The organism is Streptomyces sp. W1SF4 (assembly GCF_003950035.1).
Lineage (GTDB): Bacteria > Actinomycetota > Actinomycetes > Streptomycetales > Streptomycetaceae > Streptomyces > Streptomyces racemochromogenes.
Genome location: NZ_CP034350.1, coordinates 3,295,260 through 3,315,867, shown reverse-complemented (window position 1 = coordinate 3,315,867; position 20,608 = coordinate 3,295,260). Strand labels below are relative to the sequence as shown.

Annotated in this window: 23 protein-coding genes; 12 read left to right on the top strand and 11 right to left on the bottom strand. The window is 71.7% G+C overall.

Annotated features, from left to right (window positions below; genetic code table 11):
• The first annotated feature begins 19 nt into the window (after window positions 1–19).
• The 4 genes from D1J60_RS15310 to D1J60_RS15295 all read left to right on the top strand — a co-directional run bounded on the left by D1J60_RS15310 (window position 20) and on the right by D1J60_RS15295 (window position 2,310).
• Window positions 20–796, top strand: coding sequence for a TetR/AcrR family transcriptional regulator (locus D1J60_RS15310; protein ID WP_347147189.1), 777 nt, complete (start codon window positions 20–22; stop codon window positions 794–796).
• 48 nt (window positions 797–844) lie between these two features.
• Entirely contained in the window at window positions 845–1,117 is a 273-nt protein-coding gene (locus D1J60_RS15305) for a DUF1876 domain-containing protein (protein ID WP_125821478.1), read from the top strand.
• A 240-nt stretch (window positions 1,118–1,357) separates the two neighbouring features.
• Window positions 1,358–1,834: a hypothetical protein gene (locus D1J60_RS15300; RefSeq protein ID WP_125821477.1), complete on the top strand. Its 477-nt coding sequence runs from the start codon at window positions 1,358–1,360 to the stop codon at window positions 1,832–1,834.
• 8 nt (window positions 1,835–1,842) lie between these two features.
• Window positions 1,843–2,310, top strand: a complete 468-nt coding sequence (locus tag D1J60_RS15295; protein WP_125821476.1) for a hypothetical protein — start codon at window positions 1,843–1,845, stop codon at window positions 2,308–2,310.
• Window positions 2,311–2,331: 21 nt separating this feature from the next.
• Here the strand turns inward: D1J60_RS15295 and D1J60_RS15290 are convergent, their stop codons facing one another.
• Window positions 2,332–2,511 carry a DUF397 domain-containing protein gene (locus tag D1J60_RS15290; protein WP_125821475.1) on the bottom strand — a complete coding sequence of 60 codons (180 nt, stop codon included), beginning with the start codon at window positions 2,509–2,511 and terminating at the stop codon, window positions 2,332–2,334.
• Window positions 2,508–3,332 carry a helix-turn-helix transcriptional regulator gene (locus D1J60_RS15285; protein ID WP_125821474.1) on the bottom strand — a complete coding sequence of 275 codons (825 nt, stop codon included), beginning with the start codon at window positions 3,330–3,332 and terminating at the stop codon, window positions 2,508–2,510. The genes D1J60_RS15290 and D1J60_RS15285 overlap by 4 nt, the downstream gene beginning before the upstream one ends.
• A 140-nt stretch (window positions 3,333–3,472) precedes the next feature.
• Here D1J60_RS15285 and D1J60_RS15280 point away from each other — a divergent pair, with 140 nt between their 5' ends.
• The 6 genes from D1J60_RS15280 (at window position 3,473) to D1J60_RS15255 (ending at window position 7,991) form a co-directional block, all read left to right on the top strand.
• Window positions 3,473–3,838, top strand: a complete 366-nt coding sequence (locus D1J60_RS15280) for an ATP-binding protein (RefSeq protein WP_125824046.1) — start codon at window positions 3,473–3,475, stop codon at window positions 3,836–3,838.
• Window positions 3,839–3,939: 101 nt separating this feature from the next.
• Window positions 3,940–4,458, top strand: coding sequence for a hypothetical protein (locus tag D1J60_RS15275; RefSeq protein ID WP_125821473.1), 519 nt, complete (start codon window positions 3,940–3,942; stop codon window positions 4,456–4,458).
• Window positions 4,459–4,532: 74 nt separating this feature from the next.
• Window positions 4,533–4,895: a hypothetical protein gene (locus tag D1J60_RS15270; RefSeq protein ID WP_125821472.1), complete on the top strand. Its 363-nt coding sequence runs from the start codon at window positions 4,533–4,535 to the stop codon at window positions 4,893–4,895.
• Window positions 4,892–7,282: a tetratricopeptide repeat protein gene (locus D1J60_RS15265; protein WP_125821471.1), complete on the top strand. Its 2,391-nt coding sequence runs from the start codon at window positions 4,892–4,894 to the stop codon at window positions 7,280–7,282. The genes D1J60_RS15270 and D1J60_RS15265 overlap by 4 nt, the downstream gene beginning before the upstream one ends.
• Window positions 7,283–7,452: 170 nt before the next feature.
• Window positions 7,453–7,740, top strand: coding sequence for a type II toxin-antitoxin system prevent-host-death family antitoxin (locus D1J60_RS15260; protein WP_206436530.1), 288 nt, complete (start codon window positions 7,453–7,455; stop codon window positions 7,738–7,740).
• Entirely contained in the window at window positions 7,737–7,991 is a 255-nt protein-coding gene (locus D1J60_RS15255; protein ID WP_125821470.1) for a Txe/YoeB family addiction module toxin, read from the top strand. Before D1J60_RS15260 ends, D1J60_RS15255 begins: the two co-directional genes overlap by 4 nt.
• Before the next feature lie 78 nt (window positions 7,992–8,069).
• Here D1J60_RS15255 and D1J60_RS15250 read toward each other — a convergent pair whose 3' ends face one another.
• The 6 genes from D1J60_RS15250 to argS all read right to left on the bottom strand — a co-directional run bounded on the left by D1J60_RS15250 (window position 8,070) and on the right by argS (window position 13,792).
• Complete coding sequence (locus D1J60_RS15250; RefSeq protein ID WP_125824045.1) at window positions 8,070–8,867, bottom strand: VOC family protein; 798 nt, start codon at window positions 8,865–8,867, stop codon at window positions 8,070–8,072.
• A 91-nt stretch (window positions 8,868–8,958) separates the two neighbouring features.
• Window positions 8,959–9,519, bottom strand: coding sequence for a hypothetical protein (locus D1J60_RS15245; protein WP_125821469.1), 561 nt, complete (start codon window positions 9,517–9,519; stop codon window positions 8,959–8,961).
• Between the two features lie 83 nt (window positions 9,520–9,602).
• Window positions 9,603–11,150 carry an alkaline phosphatase gene (locus D1J60_RS15240; RefSeq protein ID WP_125821468.1) on the bottom strand — a complete coding sequence of 516 codons (1,548 nt, stop codon included), beginning with the start codon at window positions 11,148–11,150 and terminating at the stop codon, window positions 9,603–9,605.
• Window positions 11,151–11,470: 320 nt separating this feature from the next.
• Window positions 11,471–11,593, bottom strand: coding sequence for a hypothetical protein (locus D1J60_RS38650; protein ID WP_277607498.1), 123 nt, complete (start codon window positions 11,591–11,593; stop codon window positions 11,471–11,473).
• Window positions 11,590–11,937, bottom strand: a complete 348-nt coding sequence (locus D1J60_RS15235) for a DUF6247 family protein (protein WP_125821467.1) — start codon at window positions 11,935–11,937, stop codon at window positions 11,590–11,592. The genes D1J60_RS38650 and D1J60_RS15235 overlap by 4 nt, the downstream gene beginning before the upstream one ends.
• Before the next feature lie 91 nt (window positions 11,938–12,028).
• Window positions 12,029–13,792, bottom strand: coding sequence for an arginine--tRNA ligase (gene argS / locus D1J60_RS15230; RefSeq protein ID WP_125821466.1), 1,764 nt, complete (start codon window positions 13,790–13,792; stop codon window positions 12,029–12,031).
• A 191-nt stretch (window positions 13,793–13,983) separates the two neighbouring features.
• Here argS and lysS point away from each other — a divergent pair, with 191 nt between their 5' ends.
• Window positions 13,984–15,726 (top strand): lysine--tRNA ligase, encoded by a 1,743-nt coding sequence (gene lysS, locus D1J60_RS15225; RefSeq protein WP_125821465.1) that lies wholly within the window; start codon window positions 13,984–13,986, stop codon window positions 15,724–15,726.
• A gap of 75 nt (window positions 15,727–15,801) precedes the next feature.
• Here the strand turns inward: lysS and D1J60_RS15220 are convergent, their stop codons facing one another.
• From D1J60_RS15220 to D1J60_RS15210, 3 genes are all read right to left on the bottom strand, one after another.
• Window positions 15,802–17,217 carry a DUF2637 domain-containing protein gene (locus tag D1J60_RS15220; RefSeq protein ID WP_125821464.1) on the bottom strand — a complete coding sequence of 472 codons (1,416 nt, stop codon included), beginning with the start codon at window positions 17,215–17,217 and terminating at the stop codon, window positions 15,802–15,804.
• A gap of 107 nt (window positions 17,218–17,324) precedes the next feature.
• Window positions 17,325–18,113: a DUF3558 domain-containing protein gene (locus D1J60_RS15215; protein ID WP_125596256.1), complete on the bottom strand. Its 789-nt coding sequence runs from the start codon at window positions 18,111–18,113 to the stop codon at window positions 17,325–17,327.
• A gap of 144 nt (window positions 18,114–18,257) precedes the next feature.
• Window positions 18,258–19,136, bottom strand: coding sequence for a DUF3558 domain-containing protein (locus D1J60_RS15210; protein WP_125821463.1), 879 nt, complete (start codon window positions 19,134–19,136; stop codon window positions 18,258–18,260).
• Between the two features lie 208 nt (window positions 19,137–19,344).
• On the opposite strand from D1J60_RS15210, the gene D1J60_RS15205 reads away from it, so the two are divergent.
• Window positions 19,345–20,538, top strand: coding sequence for an RtcB family protein (locus tag D1J60_RS15205; protein ID WP_125821462.1), 1,194 nt, complete (start codon window positions 19,345–19,347; stop codon window positions 20,536–20,538).
• Window positions 20,539–20,608 lie beyond the last annotated feature (70 nt).

The window sequence follows — 20,608 nt, the reverse complement described above, 5'->3', positions numbered from 1 at the left end:
CGTGAAGGGAGGGGTGGCCGTGCCGAAGGACGAACCAGATGAAACCGGGCTCCCGGTGAGCCTGCAGATGGCCTGGGGCCTGCGCGAACGCCCCGGCAAGGGCCCCCGCCCGACCCTCACCCTCCCCAAGATCGTCGACGCGGCCGTCGCCCTGGCCGCGACCGAGGGCATGGACGCCGTCTCCATGGGCCGCGTGGCCAAGGAGCTGGGCGTCTCGACGATGTCCCTCTACCGCTACGTCACGGCGAAGGAAGAGCTGTACATCCTGATGTCCGAGGCGGGCGTCGGCACCCCGCCGCCGCTCCCGCCGGAGGCGGAGGGGTGGGACTGGCGGGCCCTGCTGACCGACTGGGCGTACGCCCAGCGCACCCTCCTCATGACCAAGCCGTGGATCCTGCGCATCCCGCTCAACGCCCCGCCCGCCTCACCCAACCAGCTCGCCTGGATGGAACGCGGCCTCGCCTCCATGGCCGGCACGGCCCTGGAGGAGGGCGAGAAGCTCTCCGCGATCATCCTCATCGGGGGCCTGGTCCGGAACGAGGCCACCATGGCCGCCGACATGATGGACGCCATCATCAAGAGCGGCGTCGCCCCCGACCAGGTCATCGGCCGCTACGTGAAGACGTTGAACCTGCTCACCGCCTCCGACACCCACCCCGCCCTGACGCGCCTGCTGTCCTCGGGCGCCTTCGCCGGCTCGGGCGAGCCCGACTTCCAGTTCCGCTTCGGCCTGGACCGCATCCTCGACGGCCTGGCCCGCCTGATCGCGGAGCGGACGGCCCCGCCGAGCGCGTAGCCCCGTACGGGTGCACGCTGGAAAGCAGCGGCCACGGAGGTGATCGTCATGAAGGATGCCGTCGGATGGCATGTCGACGTGAAGTTCGATGAAGACAACGAACGTACCCGCGCCGCCGCCCTCGTCCGCCTGCCGGACGGGAGCGAGCTGCGCTCGCACGGCTACGCCAGCCGTCACCCGAGCGACGGTAATCAGCCCCGGGTGGGCGAGGAGCTCGCGGCGGCGCGCGCGCTCGGCGACCTGAGGGAGCAGTTGCTCAACAAGGCGCACGACGAGATCGACGGCGCGTCGGGACGCACGTCGTACCCGATCACGCGCTGACCGGTCTCCGGCTCGGCGGAAGGGGTCATCGCAGCGGCCCGGGCGTGAAGACGCCCGGGCCGTCGCCGTTCGAGGGGGCGCGCGGGTGTTCGGCCGCCCGTACCACCGGCCGGTCGGGTGGGACACGCCCGCCGAGGGGTTGCGCCGCGTGACGTCCCGGGCGTGGCGGGGCCGTGCGGTGATCGGATCTGCCGTGCACCGGCCGCGAGGGGCGGCCGGCGGACACGGCGGGAGCATGTGATGCGACGACCCGGGTACCTCGTACGCGGAGCGCTGGCGACAGCCTCGGCGGCGGGAATCCTGATGGCGATGGCGGGACCGGCGTCGGCGGCAGCCGCCGTGCCGTGGTTCAAGGTCGACGGGGTGGGCACACCGCTGGCCGGCGGCACACCGCAGCTCGGTGTGCCGTACGCCAGCAAGGGGACGATGACCGACGACGACACCGACGCGGTCACCGGCACCTCGTACCGCTTCTGCGTGGTCGAAGAGGTGGGCGCGAACTTCGACAAGCACCTGTGCACCATCAACTTCCGCTGGAACAACGGCAGCCAGATCAGCGCCACCGTTCTGGTCGAGGCCCCGCACGCGGGCGTCGAGGCGAAGGCCTTCGACGGTGTGGTGACGGGTGGCAGCGGGCTCTACGAGGGCACTACGGGCTACGTGCACTACGAGCCGGTCGCGGGAACCCCGAACAAGTACACCGTGTCGGTGCCTTGAGGCCGTTGATGCGATACCTCAGCCTCGCCGCTGCGGCTCTGGCAGCGGCGACAGCCCTCGCGGGGCCGGCGGCGGCGGACGGCATCACGATCGTCAGCCCGCCGGCGTTCACCGTCGACCCCGTGGGCAAGGCGCCGCTGACCTGCGCGCTCGGCCTCCCGGGGGTCGGCGTGCCGTGCGGCAGCAACGGCCCGATGACCTCCGGCACGAAGACGATCGGCACCGTCTACCGCGAGTGCACGGTCCAGAAGAGGGGGACGAAGTACGACACCTCGTCGTGCGACGCCACCTTCGCGTTCAACGACGGCAGCCAGATCGGCGTCAGGGCCCTGGTACCGGTCCCGCACGCCGGGGTCGAGGCCAAGGCCTTCGACGGGTACGTGCTGGGCGGGACCCTCGCGTACGAGGGCTGGTACGGCACGGTCCACTACGAGCCGACGGCTACCGCCGGCCAGTACGCGGTGACCTTCCACTGACCCCCGGCGCCCTGGGCGGTGCTACCGGCCGACCCAGCCGGTCAGCGCCGCCCAGCTCGCGGGGGCGAGGTCGAGGGTGGGACCGTCCGGGACCTTGGAGTCCCGGACGTGGATGGCGGCGGGGGTGGTGGCGACCTCGACGCAGTTGCCGCCATTGCTTCCGCTGTAGCTGGACTTGATCCACTTCAGTGCGGCGCTCATGACTCTCCTAGCAGGCGGTCAAACTCGGCCCTCGTCTCATCGGGGTTGAGGGCCTGTGTCCGCAGCATGGCATAAATGCGTTCCACGCTGCTCACCTCATTTGGCTCGGAGGTGAGGTGGCTGCCACGCTGGGTTTCCATGTAGGCGAGCCGCTGGTGATCGGGGGTTTCGAGGAGGACGAAGGGACCATCGAGCGCCGGGTGCCTTGAGTGCTTCAGCGGGTAGATCTGGACGGATACCCCCGGGAGTTCTGAGCACGCGCGAAGGTGGATCAGCTGGTCCCGGTGGACCTCCCGGTCGCCCAGTCGCAGCAGGAGTACGGGCTCCCAGATCACGAAGCTGAGCATGACGGGCTCCTTGCGCCGGAGGATCTCCCGCCGTCCGACGCGCACCGCGGTGCGGCCGGCGATCTCCTCCTCGCCCAGGACCGGAACGCAGCTACGGAATACCGCTTCGGCGTAGGCATCGGTCTGGAGCAGGCCGGGAACGACCTGGTTCTCGTACGAGGAGACGGCAACGGCCTCGCGCTCATGCTCCAGGAATTCCTCGGCCCAGGGCGGGATCACGTCGGCGTCCGGCATCTCATGGGCCGCGACGGTCAGCAGGCCCGGCAGGCCCAGGTGGAAATCCAGCAGCTCGGCGACGTTCGGCATCAGCCGACGGCGGCCCTGTTCGATCGATCCGATGGTCTCCTCGTCCAGCCGGACCAGGGCAGCGAGTTGCTTCTGGGTCAGGCCCTTGGTGACGCGAGCGGCTGCTACCTGTCGGCCGATCATCTTCAGGGATGTCGCATTTGCGCGCGGGCGCTTCTTTGGTGGCATGGCGATGGACTCCCCACCTGTGCATGTGGATTACCCGGTGCGAACCCATACTCATGAAGGAGTACGGGTTCGCGCAGGGTCACAGGCTAGTCACAGCACGCCACCATCGTGCCGTGAACCTAAATACTCAACCCGGCCTGATGCGCGAGCGGTTGTTCCCCCGGACCTTCCAAACGGTGCCCGCCGCACGCGCATACACCCGCGACACGCTCACCACCTGGGACGTAACCGACCGCCAGGCGGACATCGTGCTCTGCGTCAGCGAACTGGCCACCAACGCCCTCCGCCACGGCGTCCCGCGCGGCCGCGCCTACCGCCTCCGGCTCCTCAACTTCAGCTGTTGCGTACGGATCGAGGTGCATGACAGCGGGCCCGGGCGGTCGCGGATCCTCGGGCGGCCGCACGGGAACGGGCTGCTGATCGTCGAGTGCGTCTCCGACGAGTGGGGGGTGCTGCCCCGGCGGCCCGGCAAGGTCGTCTGGGCCGAGTTCCGGGCACACGAGTGATAGACGGCCCGCTACCGGGTCGAAGCCGGATCCGCCTCCCCACGGCAGCCAGCATGGCGTGCGTACGAGCTCGCAGAGCGTGAAAGGTGTGGTGCAGGCTCATGAGCGCGACGACCCGGTACAGGGCCGCGATGGTGGTGGGTGCGGCGGCGCTGCTGATGGGAGGCCCCGCCTGGGCCCTGCCGCAGCCGGCGCCGCACGCGGTGGCCGCCGCACCGTCCAACTCGGACCTGGAGGCGGTACGGATCGACCCGGACGCCGCGCCTCCCGGCGGCGAAACCTCGCTCCACGCGTTCGTGGCCAACCTCGGCCCGGAGGCGACCAACTCCCCGCTGGTCATCACGGTCAACCTGCCGCGCGGGACGGAGGCCAGGGATCCCTACTTCCCCGGGGACTGCGAGGCCTCCGGCAACCACCGCACGGTGCGGTGCGAGTTCCCGGCGGGGCTCAAGTCGCAGCGCACCGCCACCGCCATCGTGCCGATCCACCTGGACCAGAACCTCGCCCCGGGCACCGTGCTCAAGGGCAGGTGGGCGGTGCACAGCCCGGACGACCGGAACCAGCAGAACAACCGGGTGGAGTTCGACATCAAGGTCGAGGATGCGCCGCCCGAGCGCTGACCCGGCTCGGGTCGGTTTCCCCTCCGCCGGCTGCTAGCTTCGACTGATCGGAGCAGACGGCCGGAGGGGGATCAATGTCGCGTCCGTGGCGGTGGGTTGTGGTGGTCGTGGCCACCGGGATCGGGTTCCTGATCGCCTTCGGGTTCGGGCAGTGGGACCCCTTCGGCTGGTTCCCCGAGAAGGACTCCGACCGGATCTCCGTCGCGGGCGCGTTCGCCGGGGCCATGGCCGCCGTCATCGCCCTGGCCGTCGGCTGGTGGGCCGGCGGCTCCGGCGGCAACTCCCTCAACCAGCGCGCCCGCGCCTCCGGCACCTCGCAGATCACCCAGCACGGCGGCGGCACCGCCCCCGGCGGGGTCAACCAGCACGCCCGCGCCGACGGCGACTCCCGCATCCAGCAGCGCGGCGGCGGTGAGGCCGAGGAGCCGTCCTCGTGAGCGGCGCTGAGCAGCACGCCCGGGCGAGCGGCCATGCCCGGATCACCCAGATCGGCGGCGACCAGATCAACTACGCCGCCGGAGCCGGCCCCGTACCCCGGGCCGGGCTCGGACTGCCCGAGGCGCCGGCCGTGCTGGTCGGGCGGGACGGGCCGGCGGAGGAACTGCTGGGCCTCCTCGCCGACGGCGGGCCCACGGTCGCCGTGGTCTCCGGCCTGGCCGGGGTCGGCAAGAGCGCCCTCGCCGTCGCGACGGCGCACGGGGCGGCGGAACGGGGCTGGTTCGGGGACCGGGTGTTCTTCCTGCGCCTGCGCGGCTACGCCGCCGGCGGCGGGGTGAGCGGTCCCGACGCGGTGCGGGAGATGCTGCGGCTGCTCGGGATCCGGGACGCGGACATGCCGGGGTCCCCGGACGGCCGGGCGGCGCTGTACCGGGGGCTACTGGCGGAATCCGCCCGGGCGGGACACCGGGTGCTGGTCGTCGCCGACGACGCGGCCGAGGTGGCCCAGGTCCGCGACCTCGTACCGGCGCACCCCGGACACCGCCTGCTCATCACCTCCCGGCACCGGCTCGTGCACCGGGACTTCCCCGCACGCGTCGTACCCCTGGACGAGCTGGCGCCCGACCCCGCCGCCGAACTCCTCACCAGGGCGGTACTGCGCACCTGGCCGCAGGACCCCCGCCCGGCGGCGGAACCGGACGCCCTCGCCTCGGTCGCGGAACAGTGCGGGCGGCTGCCGCTGGCCCTCACGGTGGCCGGGGCGCTGCTTGCGGGCGACCCGGGCCTCCCCGTAACGCAACTGGCAGCCCAGCTGGCCGACGCCCGCACCCGGCTGTCCACCCTGGACTCGGAGCTGGACGACGGCGTCCGGGCTGCCTTCGACCTCTCGTACGGGCGCCTCCCGGAGGACCAGGCCCGCGCCTTCCGCCTGCTGACGGTGAACCCGGGCCCGGACTGCGGCACGGCGTACGCGGCACTGCTGACGGGCGAGGAGCCCGTCGACCTCCGCCGGAAGCTCGCGGCTCTCGTACGCGCCTCCCTCCTGTCGGAGGAGCCGGTCGGCTCGGGCCGCTGGCGCATGCACGACCTGGTCCGGCTGTACGCGCGGGAGCGCGGCGAGGAATGCGCGGCCGAGGACGGCCGGGAGGAGGCGGTCGACGCCCTGCTGGGGAGCCTCTGCCTGGATACCGGGAAGGCGACGCGGGTCCTCGGCGTGGACGGCGCCCCGGTGGCCCCGGGGCCCGGACTCCCCTCGGTGGCACAGGCGCTGGACTGGCTCAGCACGGAACGGGCCATGCTGGTCGCAGCCGTGGGCTTCGCCGGGGACGAGGGACGGCCGGAGCTCGCAGGGGAACTCGGCCGGAGGCTGATCCCCTACCTCCAGATTTACCGGTACCGGCAGGACGCGGTACTGGTGGCGCAGGGAATGCTCACGGTCGCCGAGCCGACGGGGCACGCCGAACAGATCGGTGCGCGTCTGTACGACCTCGGCCTCGCGTACGTCGGCGCCGACCAGCTGGACGAGGCGACGGGGGCCCTGACCCGGGCGCTGGAGATCTTCCGGCAGAACTCCCTGCGGATGGGGGAGGGGAAGGCCCTGCACACGTTGGGCACCGTGTACATGGCGAGGAATCGCTGGATCGAGGCGGAGGGGCGCCTCTGGGAATCCCTGAAGATCTTCCGCGAGCTGGGCATCCGACATGCGGAGGGCACCGTCCTGGCCAGTCTGGCCGAGGTCTTCGAGCGGTTGGAACGGCTGGACGAGTCCATCGCCCTGCACCGCCAGGTCGTCTCGATCATGGGAGGGCTCGGGGACCGCCATCGGGAGGCGGCCGCGAGGAACTCCCTCGCGGACGCGCTGTGGCTGGCCGGACAGCACGAGGACTCCGTGGCCGCCAGACGGGAGGCCCTGGTCACGCAGCGGGAGTTCGGCAACCGCCGGCAGGAGGCCGGCACCTTGAACCGCCTCGCCGACGCGTTGCGCGCGCTGGACCGGGACGAGGAGGCCGAGGCGCGGTACGGAGAGGCGCTCGAGATCTTCACGGAAACGGACGAGCCCTACCCGCAAGGGCAGATCCTGAACAACCTCGCACTGATCCATGGGCGCACCGGGCGGTGGGAGGAGGCGCGGGAGAACCACGAGCGGGCCGGCGCCTTCTTCGCGGCCTCCGGGCACCGGGCCGAGCAGGCGGCCGCGCTCGGAGGCCTGGGCTTCGCGCTGTACGCCCTGGAACGCCATGCCGAGGCGGCGGACGCGCTGGAGCGGGCGGCGGACCTCCACGCGGCGGTCGGCGACACCGCCCAGGAGACGACGGCCCGCGGGGCAGCCGCCGAGCTGCGGGAGCAGCACGGCGGCTCCCGCAGGTGGTGGCAGCCGTCCGACTGAGGGGCCGTGTGGGCCCGCGGCCGCCGACCCGGTCCGGCCACGCGGAGGGCGGCGGGCCGGGGAGCGGTTACCCACAGCCTGGGGGCCTGCCCGTGCCGCTGGTGGCAGCGCCTCCGGAAGCGCTGACTGGTACGGTAATTCCGTACGACTCCGCACTGGGAGGTGAGCCCGTGCCGATCTCGGCCAACGAGGCCCGGCAGCGTTTCTACCCGCTGATCCGGCAGGTCAACGAGGATCACGTGCCCATAGAGGTCACTTCCAGGGAGCACGGCGACGTCGTGATCATGTCCGCCGAGGACTTCCGGTCCTGGCAGGAGACCGTCTACCTGCTGCGCTCGCCGCGCAACGCGCAGATCCTGATGGAGTCCATCGCGGAGCTGGACGCCGGCCACGGCCAGGCCCGGGAGCTGATCGGCGAGGACGAGGACGAGCCCGAAGCCGAGGGGTCCGCCCCTTGAAGGTCGTCTTCTCGGGACGGGCCTGGGACCAGTACACGTACTGGGCGACGGCCGACCCGAAGATCCTAAAGAGGGTCAACCGCCTGATCAAGGAAATCCAGCGCACGCCGTTCGAGGGCGCGGGAAAACCGGAGCCGCTCAAGGAGAACCTGTCCGGCTGGTGGTCCCGGAGGATCACCGACGAGCACCGGCTCGTGTACCGCGTCAGGGACGGTGCCGTGGAAGTCGCGCAGGCCCGCTACCACTACTGACGCCCCCGCCGCGCGCGCGGCCCGCCGGGACGGGAGGAGGGCGGCGCGCACGGGTTGTCCACAGCCTGGGGACGGACCCTAGGCCGGGTCCTCCTGCATCGACGCCGTGATGATGGAGAAGGCCCCGCCCTGGGGGTCGGCCAGGACCGCCATGCGGCCCGCGACCATGTCGAACGCCGGGGCCAGGACGGTGGCGCCCGCGCGGACGGCGGCCGCCTGGACGTCGTCCACGCTGTCCACGTGGAAGTACGGCTGCCAGTGCGGCGGCACGCCCGGCGGCATCTTGCTCATGTCCATCATCCCGCCGACCGCGCGGTCGTTGACCTTGAACTCGACGTACCCCTCGGCGCCTTCCATCTCCGACTCCGTGGTCGTGACGGGCAGGATGGAGGAGTAGAACGCCGACGCCTTCGCCAGGTCCGGGGTGGTGAGCTCGTTCCAGATCAGCGCGCCGTGCTCGTTGACGATGCCGGCCCCGTCGAACGTGCCCGGCTGCCACAGGCCGACGACCGCGCCCGCCGGGTCGGCGATCACGGCCATCCGGCCGAGGTCCATGACGTCCATCGGGCCCATCATGACCGTGCCGCCCGCGTCCGTGACGGACTTGACCGTCGCGTCGATGCTGTCCGTGGACAGGTACGTCGTCCACACCGTCGGCGGCAGCGGGTCGGGCACCGTGCCGTCCGGGTTCATCGCCTTCATGATCCCGGCGACCGGCTTGCCCTTGAGGGTGCAGACGGCGTAGCCGCCCGTCTCCGGCGGGCCGACCTCGCCCTGCCAGCCGAAGAGGTCGCTGTAGAAGTCGATCGCGGCCTGCTGGTCGGGGACCATCAGGTCGATCCAGCACGGGGTGCCGGGCTTGTAGGGGCCGTTCATGTCGGGCACGGATGCCTCCGTCGGTGGTGCTGGGGCTGGACGGGGCGTCCCCTACCCGGCCCCACCGCCCGGAATCGGTCCGTACGGGTGACTACTCGTTGACCAGTACCGGGATCGTCAGGACCGCGCTCGCCGGGGTGCCCGTCAGGCCGTCGGCGGGGACGGTGAAGTCGATGCCGGCGCCGGCCGCGCGCGGGCCCTCGGCGTGCTGCTGCGCCGGGGCGTGCCCGGCGTGGGCCTCCTCGCCCTCCTCCTGGTGGTGGAAGGAGCCCGTGCCCAGCAGGCGGCCGTCCGCGTCGTAGTAGGCGGCGGTGATCTCCAGGGCCAGGGTGTCGCTGATGTCGGAGCTGATCGCGATGTGACCGGTGACCGACGACGGGGAGGCCGTCAGGCGCAGGCCGGTCAGCTGGACGCGGTCCGTGAACGGGCCCTGCTGGACGCGGACTTCCCCCGCCGCCGGCGCCGGGCTGAGGACGGCCTGCGGGGAGGGCGCGCTGCGGGGCGCCGGCAGGGCCACCGGGGAGGCGGCCGGGACCGGGTCCTTCGCCGTCTCCGGCCGGGCTCCGGCGTCCGAGCAGCCCGTGGCGAGCGCGAGCAGGGCGGCGACGGCCGTGGCGGCGGCCGCCGCGCGGGGGAGGTGGGTCAGCGTCATCGGGGGTGCTCCTGGAGACCGGGGGAGGAAAGACGGCGGCCGGGGCCCGGGGGAGTGCGCCCCCGGGCCCCGGCCGCCGGGTATCAGTGCTGCTGCGGGGAGCGGCCGAACAGCGAGCGGTACATCTTGCCGTACAGCTCGGTGTTGTTCTGGCTCGCGGCGAACGCGCCGCCGTTCGGGCCGTAGGCGTAGATCGGGACGTCGGCGCCGGTGTGGTTGCCCGACAGGTAGGTCAGCCACAGGCTGGCCTCGGGGCTGCCGTCCTTGACGCCCGCCGGGTCGTCGGGCGTGCGGAAGGTGGCCGGGCCGAAGTTCTTCGCGTCACCGGAGCCCGTGCCGTTCACGATGCCGCTGGAGCGGGCCGGGTCCTTGGCGCCCGAGGAGGAACGCGAGGGGACGCTGTTGTTGGCGGGGTTGCCGCCGTCCGTGTTGGACGGGGGCGCGACGGCCTCGGCGTTGGTGTACGTGCCCTTCTCGATGATGTTGAAGCCGGCGCACTCGTGGTCCGCCGTGACGATCACCAGGGTGTGGCCGTCCTTCTTCGCGAACTCGTACGCGGCCTTCACCGCGTCGTCGAACGCCTTGATCTCGTCGAGGGCCTGCGAGGCGTCGTTCGCGTGCGAGCGCTTGTCGATCTGGGCGCCCTCGACCTGGAGGAAGAAGCCCTTCTTCGACTTGCCGCGGTCGTACGAGCCGCCCTGCTTGCGCTCGTTCAGCAGCTGGATCGACTTGCGGGTCATGTCCGCGAGGGTCGGCTCCTGCTTCTGCGGGGCGTCCGCCGGGAGGGCCGCCTTGTTGTGCTCGACGGTCAGGTTGCCGCGGTTGAACAGGCCGATGACCTTCTTGCCGTTCGCCTTGTCGAGGTCGGCCTTGGTGGCGGCCTTCTGGCTCGCGGCGGTCTGCGCGGGCAGCTTCGGGTCTCCGAAGCTGCCGAGGACCTGGTAGCCCTGGGCCTGGAGGGCCTTCTGGTCGTCCGGCTCGAAGCGGGCCAGGCCGCCGCCGAGGATGACGTCGGCGGTGCCGTTGCGGGCGATCTGCTCGGCGATCGGCGTGACCAGGGTCTTGTCGGCCGGGGCCTGCTCGTAGCTGCCGTCCTCCTTCTTCGGGAGGCAGGCGGCGTCGGAGTAGGTCGGGCCCTGGCAGCCGCGCAGCAGGGCGTGGCTGAACTGGGCGGCCGGGGTGGCGTCGGTGACCTCGGCGGTGGAGACGTTGCCCGTGGCGAAGCCGGCCGCGTGGGCCTGCTCCATCAGCGTGGCGACCTTCTTCTCGTACGCGTCGACGCCGATGGCCGCGTTGTAGGTCTTCACGCCGGAGGCCCAGGCGGTGGCGGAGCTGGCCGAGTCGGTGACCAGGGCGGGCTTCGCGCTGTTCTTCTCGACGGCGTACGTGGCGACCGCGCCCGTGTGGGGGAGGGTCTCCATGGTGAGCTTGCCGCCGGGACCCATGAACCGGTCGCGGGCGGCCGTCACGTGGGTGCGGCCCATGCCGTCACCGAGCAGGTAGATGACGTTCCGGATGTCCTGGCGCGAGTCGCTCTGCTGGGGCGCGGAGTTCGCCGTGGCGGCGGTTCCGGCGGCCGTGGAGGCGGCTATGGCGAGGACGGTGAGCGTCTTCAGCGGTCTGCGGCGCATGTGCGGGAGATGTCCCCTCGGGTGTTCGGCGCGGTCGTGGCCGAACGTAGGGGGGCCGCGTGAACGGAAGGCTACCGAGCGGTATTGCCCGGTCGAACACGGAGGGCATGACAGGACGCGGTCAGGGTGGGGTGTTCGGGGCGGTGCGCACCGGCTACTGCCAGAAGATCTCCTCCACCACGATCTGCGGCTCGGCCACACGGGGCAGGAGGCGAACCGGATCCATCCGCGGTCGCTGTCGAAATACGCGATGTGCGGGCCTCGGGGGACGGTGGACCGCGCGGGTTCCACGTTCTCCCCCCGGTGCGGGTGGCGCGCGGTCAGCAGTTCGAAGAGGCTTCCCGGCATGCTTCCCGCGCCTCGTCGGGCAGGCTGATCCGGTACTTCTCGGCGTCCTGGGTGTAGTCCACCGCCCACGGCGGCCCGGTGAACTCCTCGCTCACTCGCCCGGCTCCAGGGCGCGCAGCCTGTGGCGGATGCGGGAAGCCGCGTCGAGGAGGCTGCGGGCCGCGTCGGCGTCCGTGGCTTCGGCGGCCCGGGCTTCCAGGCCGGCCACGTGCTGGTCGAGCTCGGGGTCGCGCGCCAGGGCGTACTCGCCCCACCAGCGGGCCATGAACGCCGGGACCGGACCGATGTCGTAGGCGTCGCAGATCTGCCGCCGCCAGGCGGAGTCGAAGTCCGCCAGCAGGGCCGGGGCGTGGGCCGCTATGGCGGCGCGCAGGGCCTTTGGCGTGTACTCGGGCATCGGCGGTACGGAACCACCGAGCGAGGGCGTCGCGGTCGTCATCCTGGCTCCTCCTCGGATCGGACGGCTCCCACGATAGAGCGCGACGGCCCCCGGCGCGGGGTGGTTGCGCCGGGGGCCGCCGGACGGTGCGTCAGAGCTTCTCGGGGGTCCGGATTCCGAGGAGGGCCATGCCCTTGTTCAGGGTGCGGGCGGTCAGGTCGCACAGGAACAGGCGGTTCTCGACCTGCTCGGGAGTGTCGGCCTTGAGCACCGGGCACTCGGCGTAGAACGTCGTGTACAGCGAGGCCAGCTGGTACAGGTACGCCGCCAGCTTGTGCGGGGCGTACTCCTGCGCCGCCTCGGCGACCAGCGCGCCGAAGCCGTCCAGGTGCAGGCCCAGGGCCCGCTCCGACGCGGTCAGCTCCAGCTCGGGGTGGGCGGCCGGCCGGGCCTCGCCCGCCTTGCGCAGGATCGACTGGATGCGCGCGTACGCGTACTGGAGGTACACGGACGTGTCACCGGTCAGCGAGACCATCTGGTCCAGGTCGAACTTGTAGTCGCGCGAGGCGGAGGTGGAGAGGTCCGCGTACTTCACCGCGCCGATGCCCACCTGGGCGCCGCGCTCGGCGATCTCCTCCTCCGTGAGGTCCTGGGCCTTCTCGCGGACGACCGCGGCGGCCCGCTCCACCGCCTCGTCCAGCAGGTCGACCAGCCGGACCGTCTCGCCCTCACGGGTCTTGAACGGCTTGCCGTCCTTGCCGAGGACCGTGCCGAAGGCCAGCTGGACGGCCTTGACGTCGTCGTTCAGCCAGCCGGCCCGGCGGGCCGTCTCGAAGACCATCTTGAAGTGCAGCGCCTGCCGCGCGTCCACCACGTAGATCAGGCTGGTGGCCGCCAGGTCGGTGACGCGGTTGCGGATCGCCGACAGGTCGGTCGCGGCGTAGCCGAAGCCGCCGTCGGACTTCTGGACGATCAGCGGGGTCGGGTTGCCGTCCGGGCCCTTGTACTCGTCGAAGAACACGCACAGCGCGCCGTTGGAGCGGACGGCGACGCCCGACTCCTCCAGCAGCTTGCACGTCTCGACCAGCATGTCGTTGTAGCCGGACTCGCCGACGACGTCGGGGTCCTGGATGTCCATGTCCAGCTTGTCGAAGACCGAGTAGAAGTAGATCTTCGACTCGTCGACGAACCGCTGCCACAGCTCCAGCGTCTGCGGGTCGCCCGCCTGGAGGTCCACCACCCGGGCCCTGGCCCGCGTCTTGAACTCCTCGTCGGAGTCGAACAGGGCGCGCGAGGCCTTGTAGAGGCGGTTGAGGTTGGACATGGCCTCCTCGCCGGAGGCCTCCTCGTCCCCGCCCTTGTGGTCCAGCTCGTGCGGGTGCTCCAGCAGGTACTGGATGAGCATGCCGAACTGGGTGCCCCAGTCGCCGATGTGGTGGCGGCGGATGACCTTCTCGCCCGTGAACTCCAGGATCTCCACCATGGCCGCGCCGATCACGGCGGACCGCAGGTGGCCGACGTGCATCTCCTTGGCCACGTTCGGCTGCGCGTAGTCGATCACCGTGGTGCCGGCGGACGCGTTGAGCGCCACGCCCAGCCGGTCGTCGGCCGCGCGCGCGGCCAGCGTCTTGATGATCGCCTCGTCGGAGACGGTGATGTTGAGGAAGCCGGGGCCGGAGACCTCGACGTCCTTGATCACACCGCCCTTGTCCAGCCCCTCCAGGACGGTGGCGGCCAGCTCGCGCGGGTTGGCCTTGGCCTTCTTCGCGAGCGCCAGGATGCCGTTGGCCTGGAAGTCGGCCCGGTCGCTACGTCGCAGCAGCGGGTCGGCGGCACCGGCCTCCGGCAGGGCGGAGGCGAGGGCGTCCGAGACGCGCTGTTCGACGGAAGAAGCGAGGGAAGGGACCGAGGCCATGAGCTGCCGTTCCTGTGAGGTTGCGCGTGCGCGTGCGCTTGGTTGTTCCGACAAGTGCCGAGTATCCCACGCGGAGGGTGCCCGTCTCCCGGTATATGGCGGCGCGTATCAGCAGGCGGAAGCAACCCCGGAGCGGCCCCTTCCGTCTGGGAGAATGGCCATAGCCAGCATTCGAGATAGAAGGACGTGTCGTGGCTCAGAGCGCGCAGAGCAGCAGCACAGAGACCGACTGGGTCTCCCGTTTCGCGGACGAGGTCATCGCCGAGGCGGAGCGCCGGGCCCCGGGCAAAACAATTGTCGTCGCGTCCGGCCTCTCCCCCTCCGGCCCGATCCACCTGGGCAACCTGCGCGAGGTCATGACCCCGCACCTGGTCGCGGACGAGATCCGCCGCCGGGGCCACGAGGTCCGCCACCTCATCTCCTGGGACGACTACGACCGCTACCGCAAGGTCCCCAAGGGCATCCCCGGCGTCACCGAGGAGTCCCACGCCCAGCACATCGGCCGCCCGCTGACCGCCGTGCCCGCGCCCGAGGGCTCCGCCCACCCGAACTGGGCCGAGCACTTCAAGGCCGCCATGGTCGAGTCCCTGGCCGAGCTGGGCGTCGAGTACGACCCCATCAGCCAGACCGAGCAGTACACCTCCGGCGCCTACCGCGAGCAGGTGCTGTTCGCGATGAAGCACCGCGGGGACATCGACGCCGTCCTCGCCCAGTACCGCACCAAGCAGAAGCCGGGCGGCAAGAAGCCCCAGCAGAAGCAGGTCGACGAGGCCGAGCTCGAGGCCGCCGAGGGCTCCGGCGCGGCCGGCGAGGACGACGGCAGCGCCGAGGGCGCGGAGTACTTCCCGTACAAGCCGTACTGCGGCGAGTGCAACAAGGACTTCACCAAGGTCACCGCGTACGACGACGAGACCACCGAGCTGACCTACGTCTGCACGGAGGACCAGTTCACCGAGACCGTCAAGCTCTCGGAGTTCAACCGCGGCAAGCTGGTCTGGAAGGTCGACTGGCCGATGCGCTGGGCCTACGAGGGCGTCGTCTTCGAGCCCTCCGGCGTCGACCACTCCTCCCCGGGCTCCTCCTTCCAGGTCGGCGGCCAGATCGTCGGCCTCTTCGGCGGCGAGCAGCCCATCGGCCCGATGTACGCCTTCGTCGGCATCTCCGGCATGGCCAAGATGTCCTCCAGCAAGGGCGGCGTCCCCACCCCGGCCGACGCGCTGAAGATCATGGAGCCGCAGCTGCTGCGCTGGCTGTACGCCCGCCGCCGCCCGAACCAGTCCTTCAAGATCGCCTTCGACCAGGAGATCCAGCGCCTGTACGACGAGTGGGACAAGCTGGAGGCCAAGGTCGCCGACGGCTCCGTGCTGCCGGCCGACGCCGCCGCGCACGCCCGCGCCGTGCGCGTCGCCTCCCACGAGCTGCCCCGCACCCCGCGTCCGATGCCGTACCGCACCCTCGCGTCGGTCGTCGACATCACCGCCGGGCACGACGAGCAGACCCTGCGCATCCTCTCCGACCTGGACCCGTCGCAGCCGCTGACCTCCCTCGACGACGTACGGCCGCGCCTGGACCGCGCCGAGAACTGGATCACCACCCAGGTCCCCGCCGACCAGCGCACCCTGGTCCGCGAGGACGCCGACACCGAGCTGCTGTCCTCCCTGGACGACGCCGGACGCGAGTCCCTGCGGCTGCTGCTGGAGGGCCTCGACTCGCACTGGTCCCTGGACGGGCTCACCACCCTCGTCTACGGCGTCCCGAAGGTCATGGCCGGCCTGGAGCCGGACGCCAAGCCGACGCCCGAGCTGAAGGTCGCCCAGCGCGAGTTCTTCGCCCTGCTCTACCGCCTGCTCGTGACCCGGGAGACCGGCCCGCGCCTGCCCACGCTGCTCCTCGCGGTCGGCGCCGAGCGGGTGCGCAAGCTGCTCGCCGCCTGATCCGGCGCGCGGCCGGAACATGCGGAAGGGCCCGCACCCCTCGGGGGGTGCGGGCCCTTCCGCATGTCCTTGCCGCTACGCGATGTGCTCGCTCTCCAGGTCGCGCTGGTAGCGCTGCTTGAGCGCGGGCATCAGCCGCTTGAGCTCGGCCTCGCTGCGCGGGTGCGTCCGCCCGAGGTGCGCGGAGAGGCGCTTGTCCAGCTCGTCCGGCTCAGGGAAGTGGGAGTACCGGTCGATGTACGCCCGGAAGACCTCGTACGCGGCCTCCGCGAACTTCTCCTCCTCGGCGTCCTCGGCCCCGGGCTGCTCGGCCCCGGGCTGTACCGGCTCCAGCTGCTCCGGCAGCGGCTCCTCCTCCGGGCCGGCCGGGGCCATGACCGGCGTCGGCTCCAGGCCCTCGACGTACTGGGGGTTGTAGTCCCCCTCGTACGTCGCCTGCGGCGCCCGCGGCCCCGCGAACCAGGCGCTGTCGTGCGCGGCGGGCATGGCCGTCGGGTCCACCGCGAAGGGCGCGGGGGCGTGCGCGGCGGCCTGGGGCTTCCGGGGCTGCGCCGCGGCCCGGTCCCGGCCCTCCCGCTGCTCGGGAACCTCCGGGGCCGCGTCGCCGCCGGACCCGTCGGTGGGCGCCGGGCCGGAAACGGGCGCCGGGCCGGAAGCGGGCGCCGCCTGGGCCGGCACCGCAGCGGGAGCGCCTTCCGCAGCCGCGGGCGCCGCCGGCAGGGCAGGGGCAGCATGGCCGTCCGCGGCCGGGAGCACCGCCGCCCCGGCGGCGACGGCCGGACCCTTCGCGACCGCCGGGGGCAGCAGCACCGGGTCGATCCCCGCCGCCGCCAGCCCCTCCGGGGCCGTCTGCGCCAGCGGCACGCCGATCCGCGCCAGCCGCAGCGGCATCAGCGCCTCCACCGGCGCCTTGCGCCGCCACGCCCGCCCGTACCGGGCCTGGAGCCGCGCCTGGTAGATCAGCCGGTCCTGCTCCATGCCCACGGCCTGCTCGTAGGAGCGCAGCTCCCACAGCTTCATCCGGCGCCACAGCTTGAAGGTGGGCACGGGCGACAGCAGCCAGCGGGTGATCCGCACGCCCTCCATGTGCCGGTCCGCGGTGATGTCCGCGATCCGGCCCACGGCGTGCCGGGCCGCCTCGACCGTCACCACGAACAGCACCGGGATCACCGCGTGCATGCCCACGCCCAGCGGATCCGGCCAGGCCGCCGCGCCGTTGAACGCGATCGTCGCCGCCGTCAGCAGCCACGCCGTCTGGCGCAGCAGGGGGAAGGGGATGCGGATCCACGTCAGCAGCAGGTCCAGCGCCAGCAGGACGCAGATGCCCGCGTCGATGCCGATCGGGAACACCAGCGAGAAGCTGCCGAAGCCCTTCTTCAGGGCCAGCGCGCGGACCGCGGCGTAAGAACCCGCGAAACCGATGGCCGCGATGACCACGGCCCCGGCGACCACGACACCGATGAGTATCCGGTGCGTACGAGTCAGCTGCATCGCGGCCACCCGCGGTCCCCCTCCGTTGTCGAGCCAAAGCAGGCACAGCGTACGGGTGACTGCGCGTCACCCGTTCCCTAGGCCCCCTCCTGTAGGAGGGATTCTCGCTACGACTGCGCCGACGGGGAAGCGGAAGCCGAAGCGGAACCCGACGGAGCCGCGCCCTCGCCGGTGTTGGCCGCGCCGATCGACGCCACCGTCTCCTTGGCGGCGCTGATCGCGTCCTGGAGCAGCTTGCCCTGGTCGGGAGCGTTGGCGCCCTCGTAGGCGGCACCGTTGTAGTCGACGGTGACGACCACGTTCTGGGTGCGGACGACGACCGAGTTGTTGAAGAACTCGACGTCCTTCTTCACGCCGAAGACCACGGAGGTGGCCGCGTCGCCGACCCCGGCGGCCGGCTCGGCCTTGACGTCGTGCGCGCCCTCGGTGGTCTTCGCCAGCTCGATCTGCTTGTTGTACTGGTCCTCGGCGCGCTTGTTGCCGCTGCCGAGCGAGGCGTGCGAGTCGTAGCGGACCAGGGAGACGGAGAGCCAGCGGTACTGCGAGCCCTTCGCGCCGTCCGTCTTGAGGCCGTTCCAGGAGCAGCTGGCACGGTTGGCCAGGTCGTTCGACTTGGCCGCCGTCCCGTTCTTCTCCTTCGCCTCGGGCACGAGCGAGTCGATGCTCTTGCCGGCCACGGCCTTGCACGGGTCGGGCAGCTTCGCGAAGGCCACCTTCTCCAGCGGGGCCGCGGACTTCGTGCCCGGCTTGGCGGGCGAGGAGGCTTCGGTCTTCTTGCCGGAGTCCTTGGCACCCGAGGACTTGTCCGAGTCGGACGAGCAGCCGGCGACGGTGAGGATCACCGGGACGGCTGCGCAGGCGAGAACGCGGGTGAGGCGCGAGGCTGATCGGTGCATGGTTCCTTCAGACGTTGGGCAGACGCGGGGTCTTCTTCGGGGCGCGTTGCGGGCGCTGGACCCGGGCAACGGTAGCCCGACCGGGCGCCCGGCTGCTGTGCGCGCCGTCACGTGGGGCGTGCACGCCCCCTCTGACAGGCGCCGTCACTCGCTGAAACGCTCGGCCAGGGCCTGCGCCAACTGGCGCGCCCTGTCCTGCGTTTCCGCGCTCGGGGGGACCGAGGCCGGCCCGGACGGCTGGACGCTGTACTCGACGGTGACGAGGACGTTCGAGGTGCGGAACACGATCCGCACCGTCCGCGCCTGGGCGGCGGTGGCGCCGGCCGCGCTGAGCTTGTCGTCGAGGAACGCCTCGCTGCCGAGCCCCTCCAGGACGCGCGAGCCGAGCTCGGGCGCGGCGCTGGGGGAGGCCGGCGAGGCGGGTGCGGACGGCGCGGACGGCGAAGCGGAACCGGGAGCGGAGGCGGCCGGCGCAGGCACGGTGCTGCCGCCGGGAGCGGGGGCGGGGGGCGCACTGGGCCCGCCACTCGTATTCGTACCGTTACCGGCGCCGGGCGTGGGGCTCCCCGTCGGCCCCGGGAAGGGCAGCTTCGCGGCGGTCAGCTGGCGCACGTACACCTGGCGGGCCTTGTCGTCGTCGCTCGCCGTGGCGCGGTCGTACGAGACCACGCGCTCGAAGGTGACCGACAGCAGCAGGTTCGCCTCGGGGGTCTGCGCGTTCCAGCGGCAGCCGACGTGCCGGTCTCCGTCGTACGAGGGGTCCGCGGTCCCGGCGTAGAGCCGTTCGCGCTGCTCGGTGGTGAGGGAGTCGGTGGCCGGGAGCATGGCCCTGAGCCGCTTGGCGTCGGCGGCCTTGCAGGGCTGGGGCAGGCTGCGGTACTTGCCGGGCTGCGCGGGCGCGGCGCTGCTCCCGCCGCCCTTGGGGTCGCTGGTCCCCGTGCCGTTGCCGTCGGTGCACCCGGTCGCGCCCGCGACGAGCGCGGTGAGCACCGCGATGCCCGGCAGGACTCGGCGGCGACGCACCGGCGTCCGGTGTACCGGCATTGGGTCCACGTCCACTGGCTCCCCTTGGCTCCCTCGGGAAATTCCGTTGCCGCGACTTGGGCCCGGATGGACACAATGTCTATCGCACACGCACGTGCCGGCGCCGGTTCCCTGTCTGCTTTGGGGTGATGAGCGCGGCTTTTCGCGTATTCATACTTTTCTGAGGATTTCAGGGGATCGTTGTCTTATGTCGTACGTAGAGGTACCCGGGGCCAATGTCCCGATCCGGATGTGGACGGATCCGGCGTCGGTCGAGGACAGCGCGATGCGGCAGCTCCAGAACACGGCCGGACTGCCCTGGATCAAGGGCCTGGCCGTGATGCCGGACGTGCACTACGGCAAGGGCGCCACGGTCGGCTCGGTCATCGCGATGAAGGACGCGGTCTGCCCGGCGGCGGTCGGCGTCGACATCGGCTGCGGCATGTCGGCGGTCAAGACGTCCCTGACGGCGAACGACCTCCCGGGCGACCTGTCGAAGCTCCGCTCGCGCATCGAGCAGGCCATCCCGGTGGGCGCGGGGATGCACCGCGACCCGGTCGACCCGGGGCGTCTGTACGGCTTCTCGGAGGCGGGGTTCGGGGACCTGTGGGAGCGGTTCGACTACCTGGCGGACGAGGTGAAGTTCCGGCGCGACAGGGCGCTGCGGCAGACCGGAACGCTAGGCTCCGGGAACCATTTCATTGAAGTTTCAATTGACGTGTCCGGTGCGGTGTGGCTCATGCTGCACTCGGGCTCCCGCGGCATCGGCAACGAGCTCGCGGCGCACCACATCGGTGTGGCCCGTGGCCTCTCCCACAACCAGAACCTGGTCGACCGGGACCTCGCGGTGTTCCTCGCCGCGACTCCGGAGATGGACGCGTACCGCAGCGACCTGTTCTGGGCGCAGGAGTACGCGAAGTACAACCGCGCGGCGATGATGAGCCTGCTCAAGGAGGTCGTCCGCAAGGAGTTCCGCAAGGCGAGGGTCTCCTTCGAGCAGGAGATCAGCTGCCACCACAACTACGTGGCGGAGGAGCGGTACGACGGCATGGACCTGCTGGTCACCCGGAAGGGCGCGATCCGCGCCGGCAGCGGTGAGTACGGGATCATCCCGGGCTCGATGGGCACGGGCTCGTACATCGTGAAGGGGCTCGGGAACGAGAAGGCCTTCAACTCCGCCTCGCACGGCGCGGGCCGGAAGATGAGCCGGACGGCGGCGAAGAAGCGGTACACCGTGCGGGACCTGGCGGAGCAGACGCAGGGCGTGGAGTGCCGCAAGGACTCGGGCGTGGTGGACGAGATCCCGGGTGCGTACAAGTCGATCGAGCAGGTCATCGACCAGCAGACGGACCTGGTGCAGGTCGTGGCGAAGCTCAAGGCGGTCGTCTGCGTGAAGGGCTGACCGGGCTGAACGCACCGTGCCGTGCCCGGAGGGATCCGGGCACGGCACACGTGTGTTGCTCAGCGGGGGC

Excerpts from the sequence above, each read along its gene's own strand:
- D1J60_RS15290 (WP_125821475.1), bottom strand. The coding sequence starts at position 2,511 with ATGAGCGCCGCACTGAAGTGGATCAAGTCCAGCTACAGCGGAAGCAAT.
- D1J60_RS15220 (WP_125821464.1), bottom strand. The coding sequence starts at position 17,217 with ATGCAGCTGACTCGTACGCACCGGATACTCATCGGTGTCGTGGTCGCC.
- D1J60_RS15295 (WP_125821476.1), top strand. The coding sequence starts at position 1,843 with ATGCGATACCTCAGCCTCGCCGCTGCGGCTCTGGCAGCGGCGACAGCC.
- D1J60_RS15300 (WP_125821477.1), top strand. The coding sequence starts at position 1,358 with ATGCGACGACCCGGGTACCTCGTACGCGGAGCGCTGGCGACAGCCTCG.
- D1J60_RS15240 (WP_125821468.1), bottom strand. The coding sequence starts at position 11,150 with ATGCGCCGCAGACCGCTGAAGACGCTCACCGTCCTCGCCATAGCCGCC.
- D1J60_RS15245 (WP_125821469.1), bottom strand. The coding sequence starts at position 9,519 with ATGACGCTGACCCACCTCCCCCGCGCGGCGGCCGCCGCCACGGCCGTC.
- D1J60_RS15250 (WP_125824045.1), bottom strand. The coding sequence starts at position 8,867 with ATGAACGGCCCCTACAAGCCCGGCACCCCGTGCTGGATCGACCTGATG.
- D1J60_RS15215 (WP_125596256.1), bottom strand. The coding sequence starts at position 18,113 with ATGCACCGATCAGCCTCGCGCCTCACCCGCGTTCTCGCCTGCGCAGCC.
- D1J60_RS15205 (WP_125821462.1), top strand. The coding sequence starts at position 19,345 with ATGTCGTACGTAGAGGTACCCGGGGCCAATGTCCCGATCCGGATGTGG.
- D1J60_RS15275 (WP_125821473.1), top strand. The coding sequence starts at position 3,940 with ATGAGCGCGACGACCCGGTACAGGGCCGCGATGGTGGTGGGTGCGGCG.
- D1J60_RS15305 (WP_125821478.1), top strand. The coding sequence starts at position 845 with ATGAAGGATGCCGTCGGATGGCATGTCGACGTGAAGTTCGATGAAGAC.
- argS (WP_125821466.1), bottom strand. The coding sequence starts at position 13,792 with ATGGCCTCGGTCCCTTCCCTCGCTTCTTCCGTCGAACAGCGCGTCTCG.
- D1J60_RS15270 (WP_125821472.1), top strand. The coding sequence starts at position 4,533 with ATGTCGCGTCCGTGGCGGTGGGTTGTGGTGGTCGTGGCCACCGGGATC.
- D1J60_RS15235 (WP_125821467.1), bottom strand. The coding sequence starts at position 11,937 with ATGACGACCGCGACGCCCTCGCTCGGTGGTTCCGTACCGCCGATGCCC.
- D1J60_RS15285 (WP_125821474.1), bottom strand. The coding sequence starts at position 3,332 with ATGCCACCAAAGAAGCGCCCGCGCGCAAATGCGACATCCCTGAAGATG.
- D1J60_RS15280 (WP_125824046.1), top strand. The coding sequence starts at position 3,473 with ATGCGCGAGCGGTTGTTCCCCCGGACCTTCCAAACGGTGCCCGCCGCA.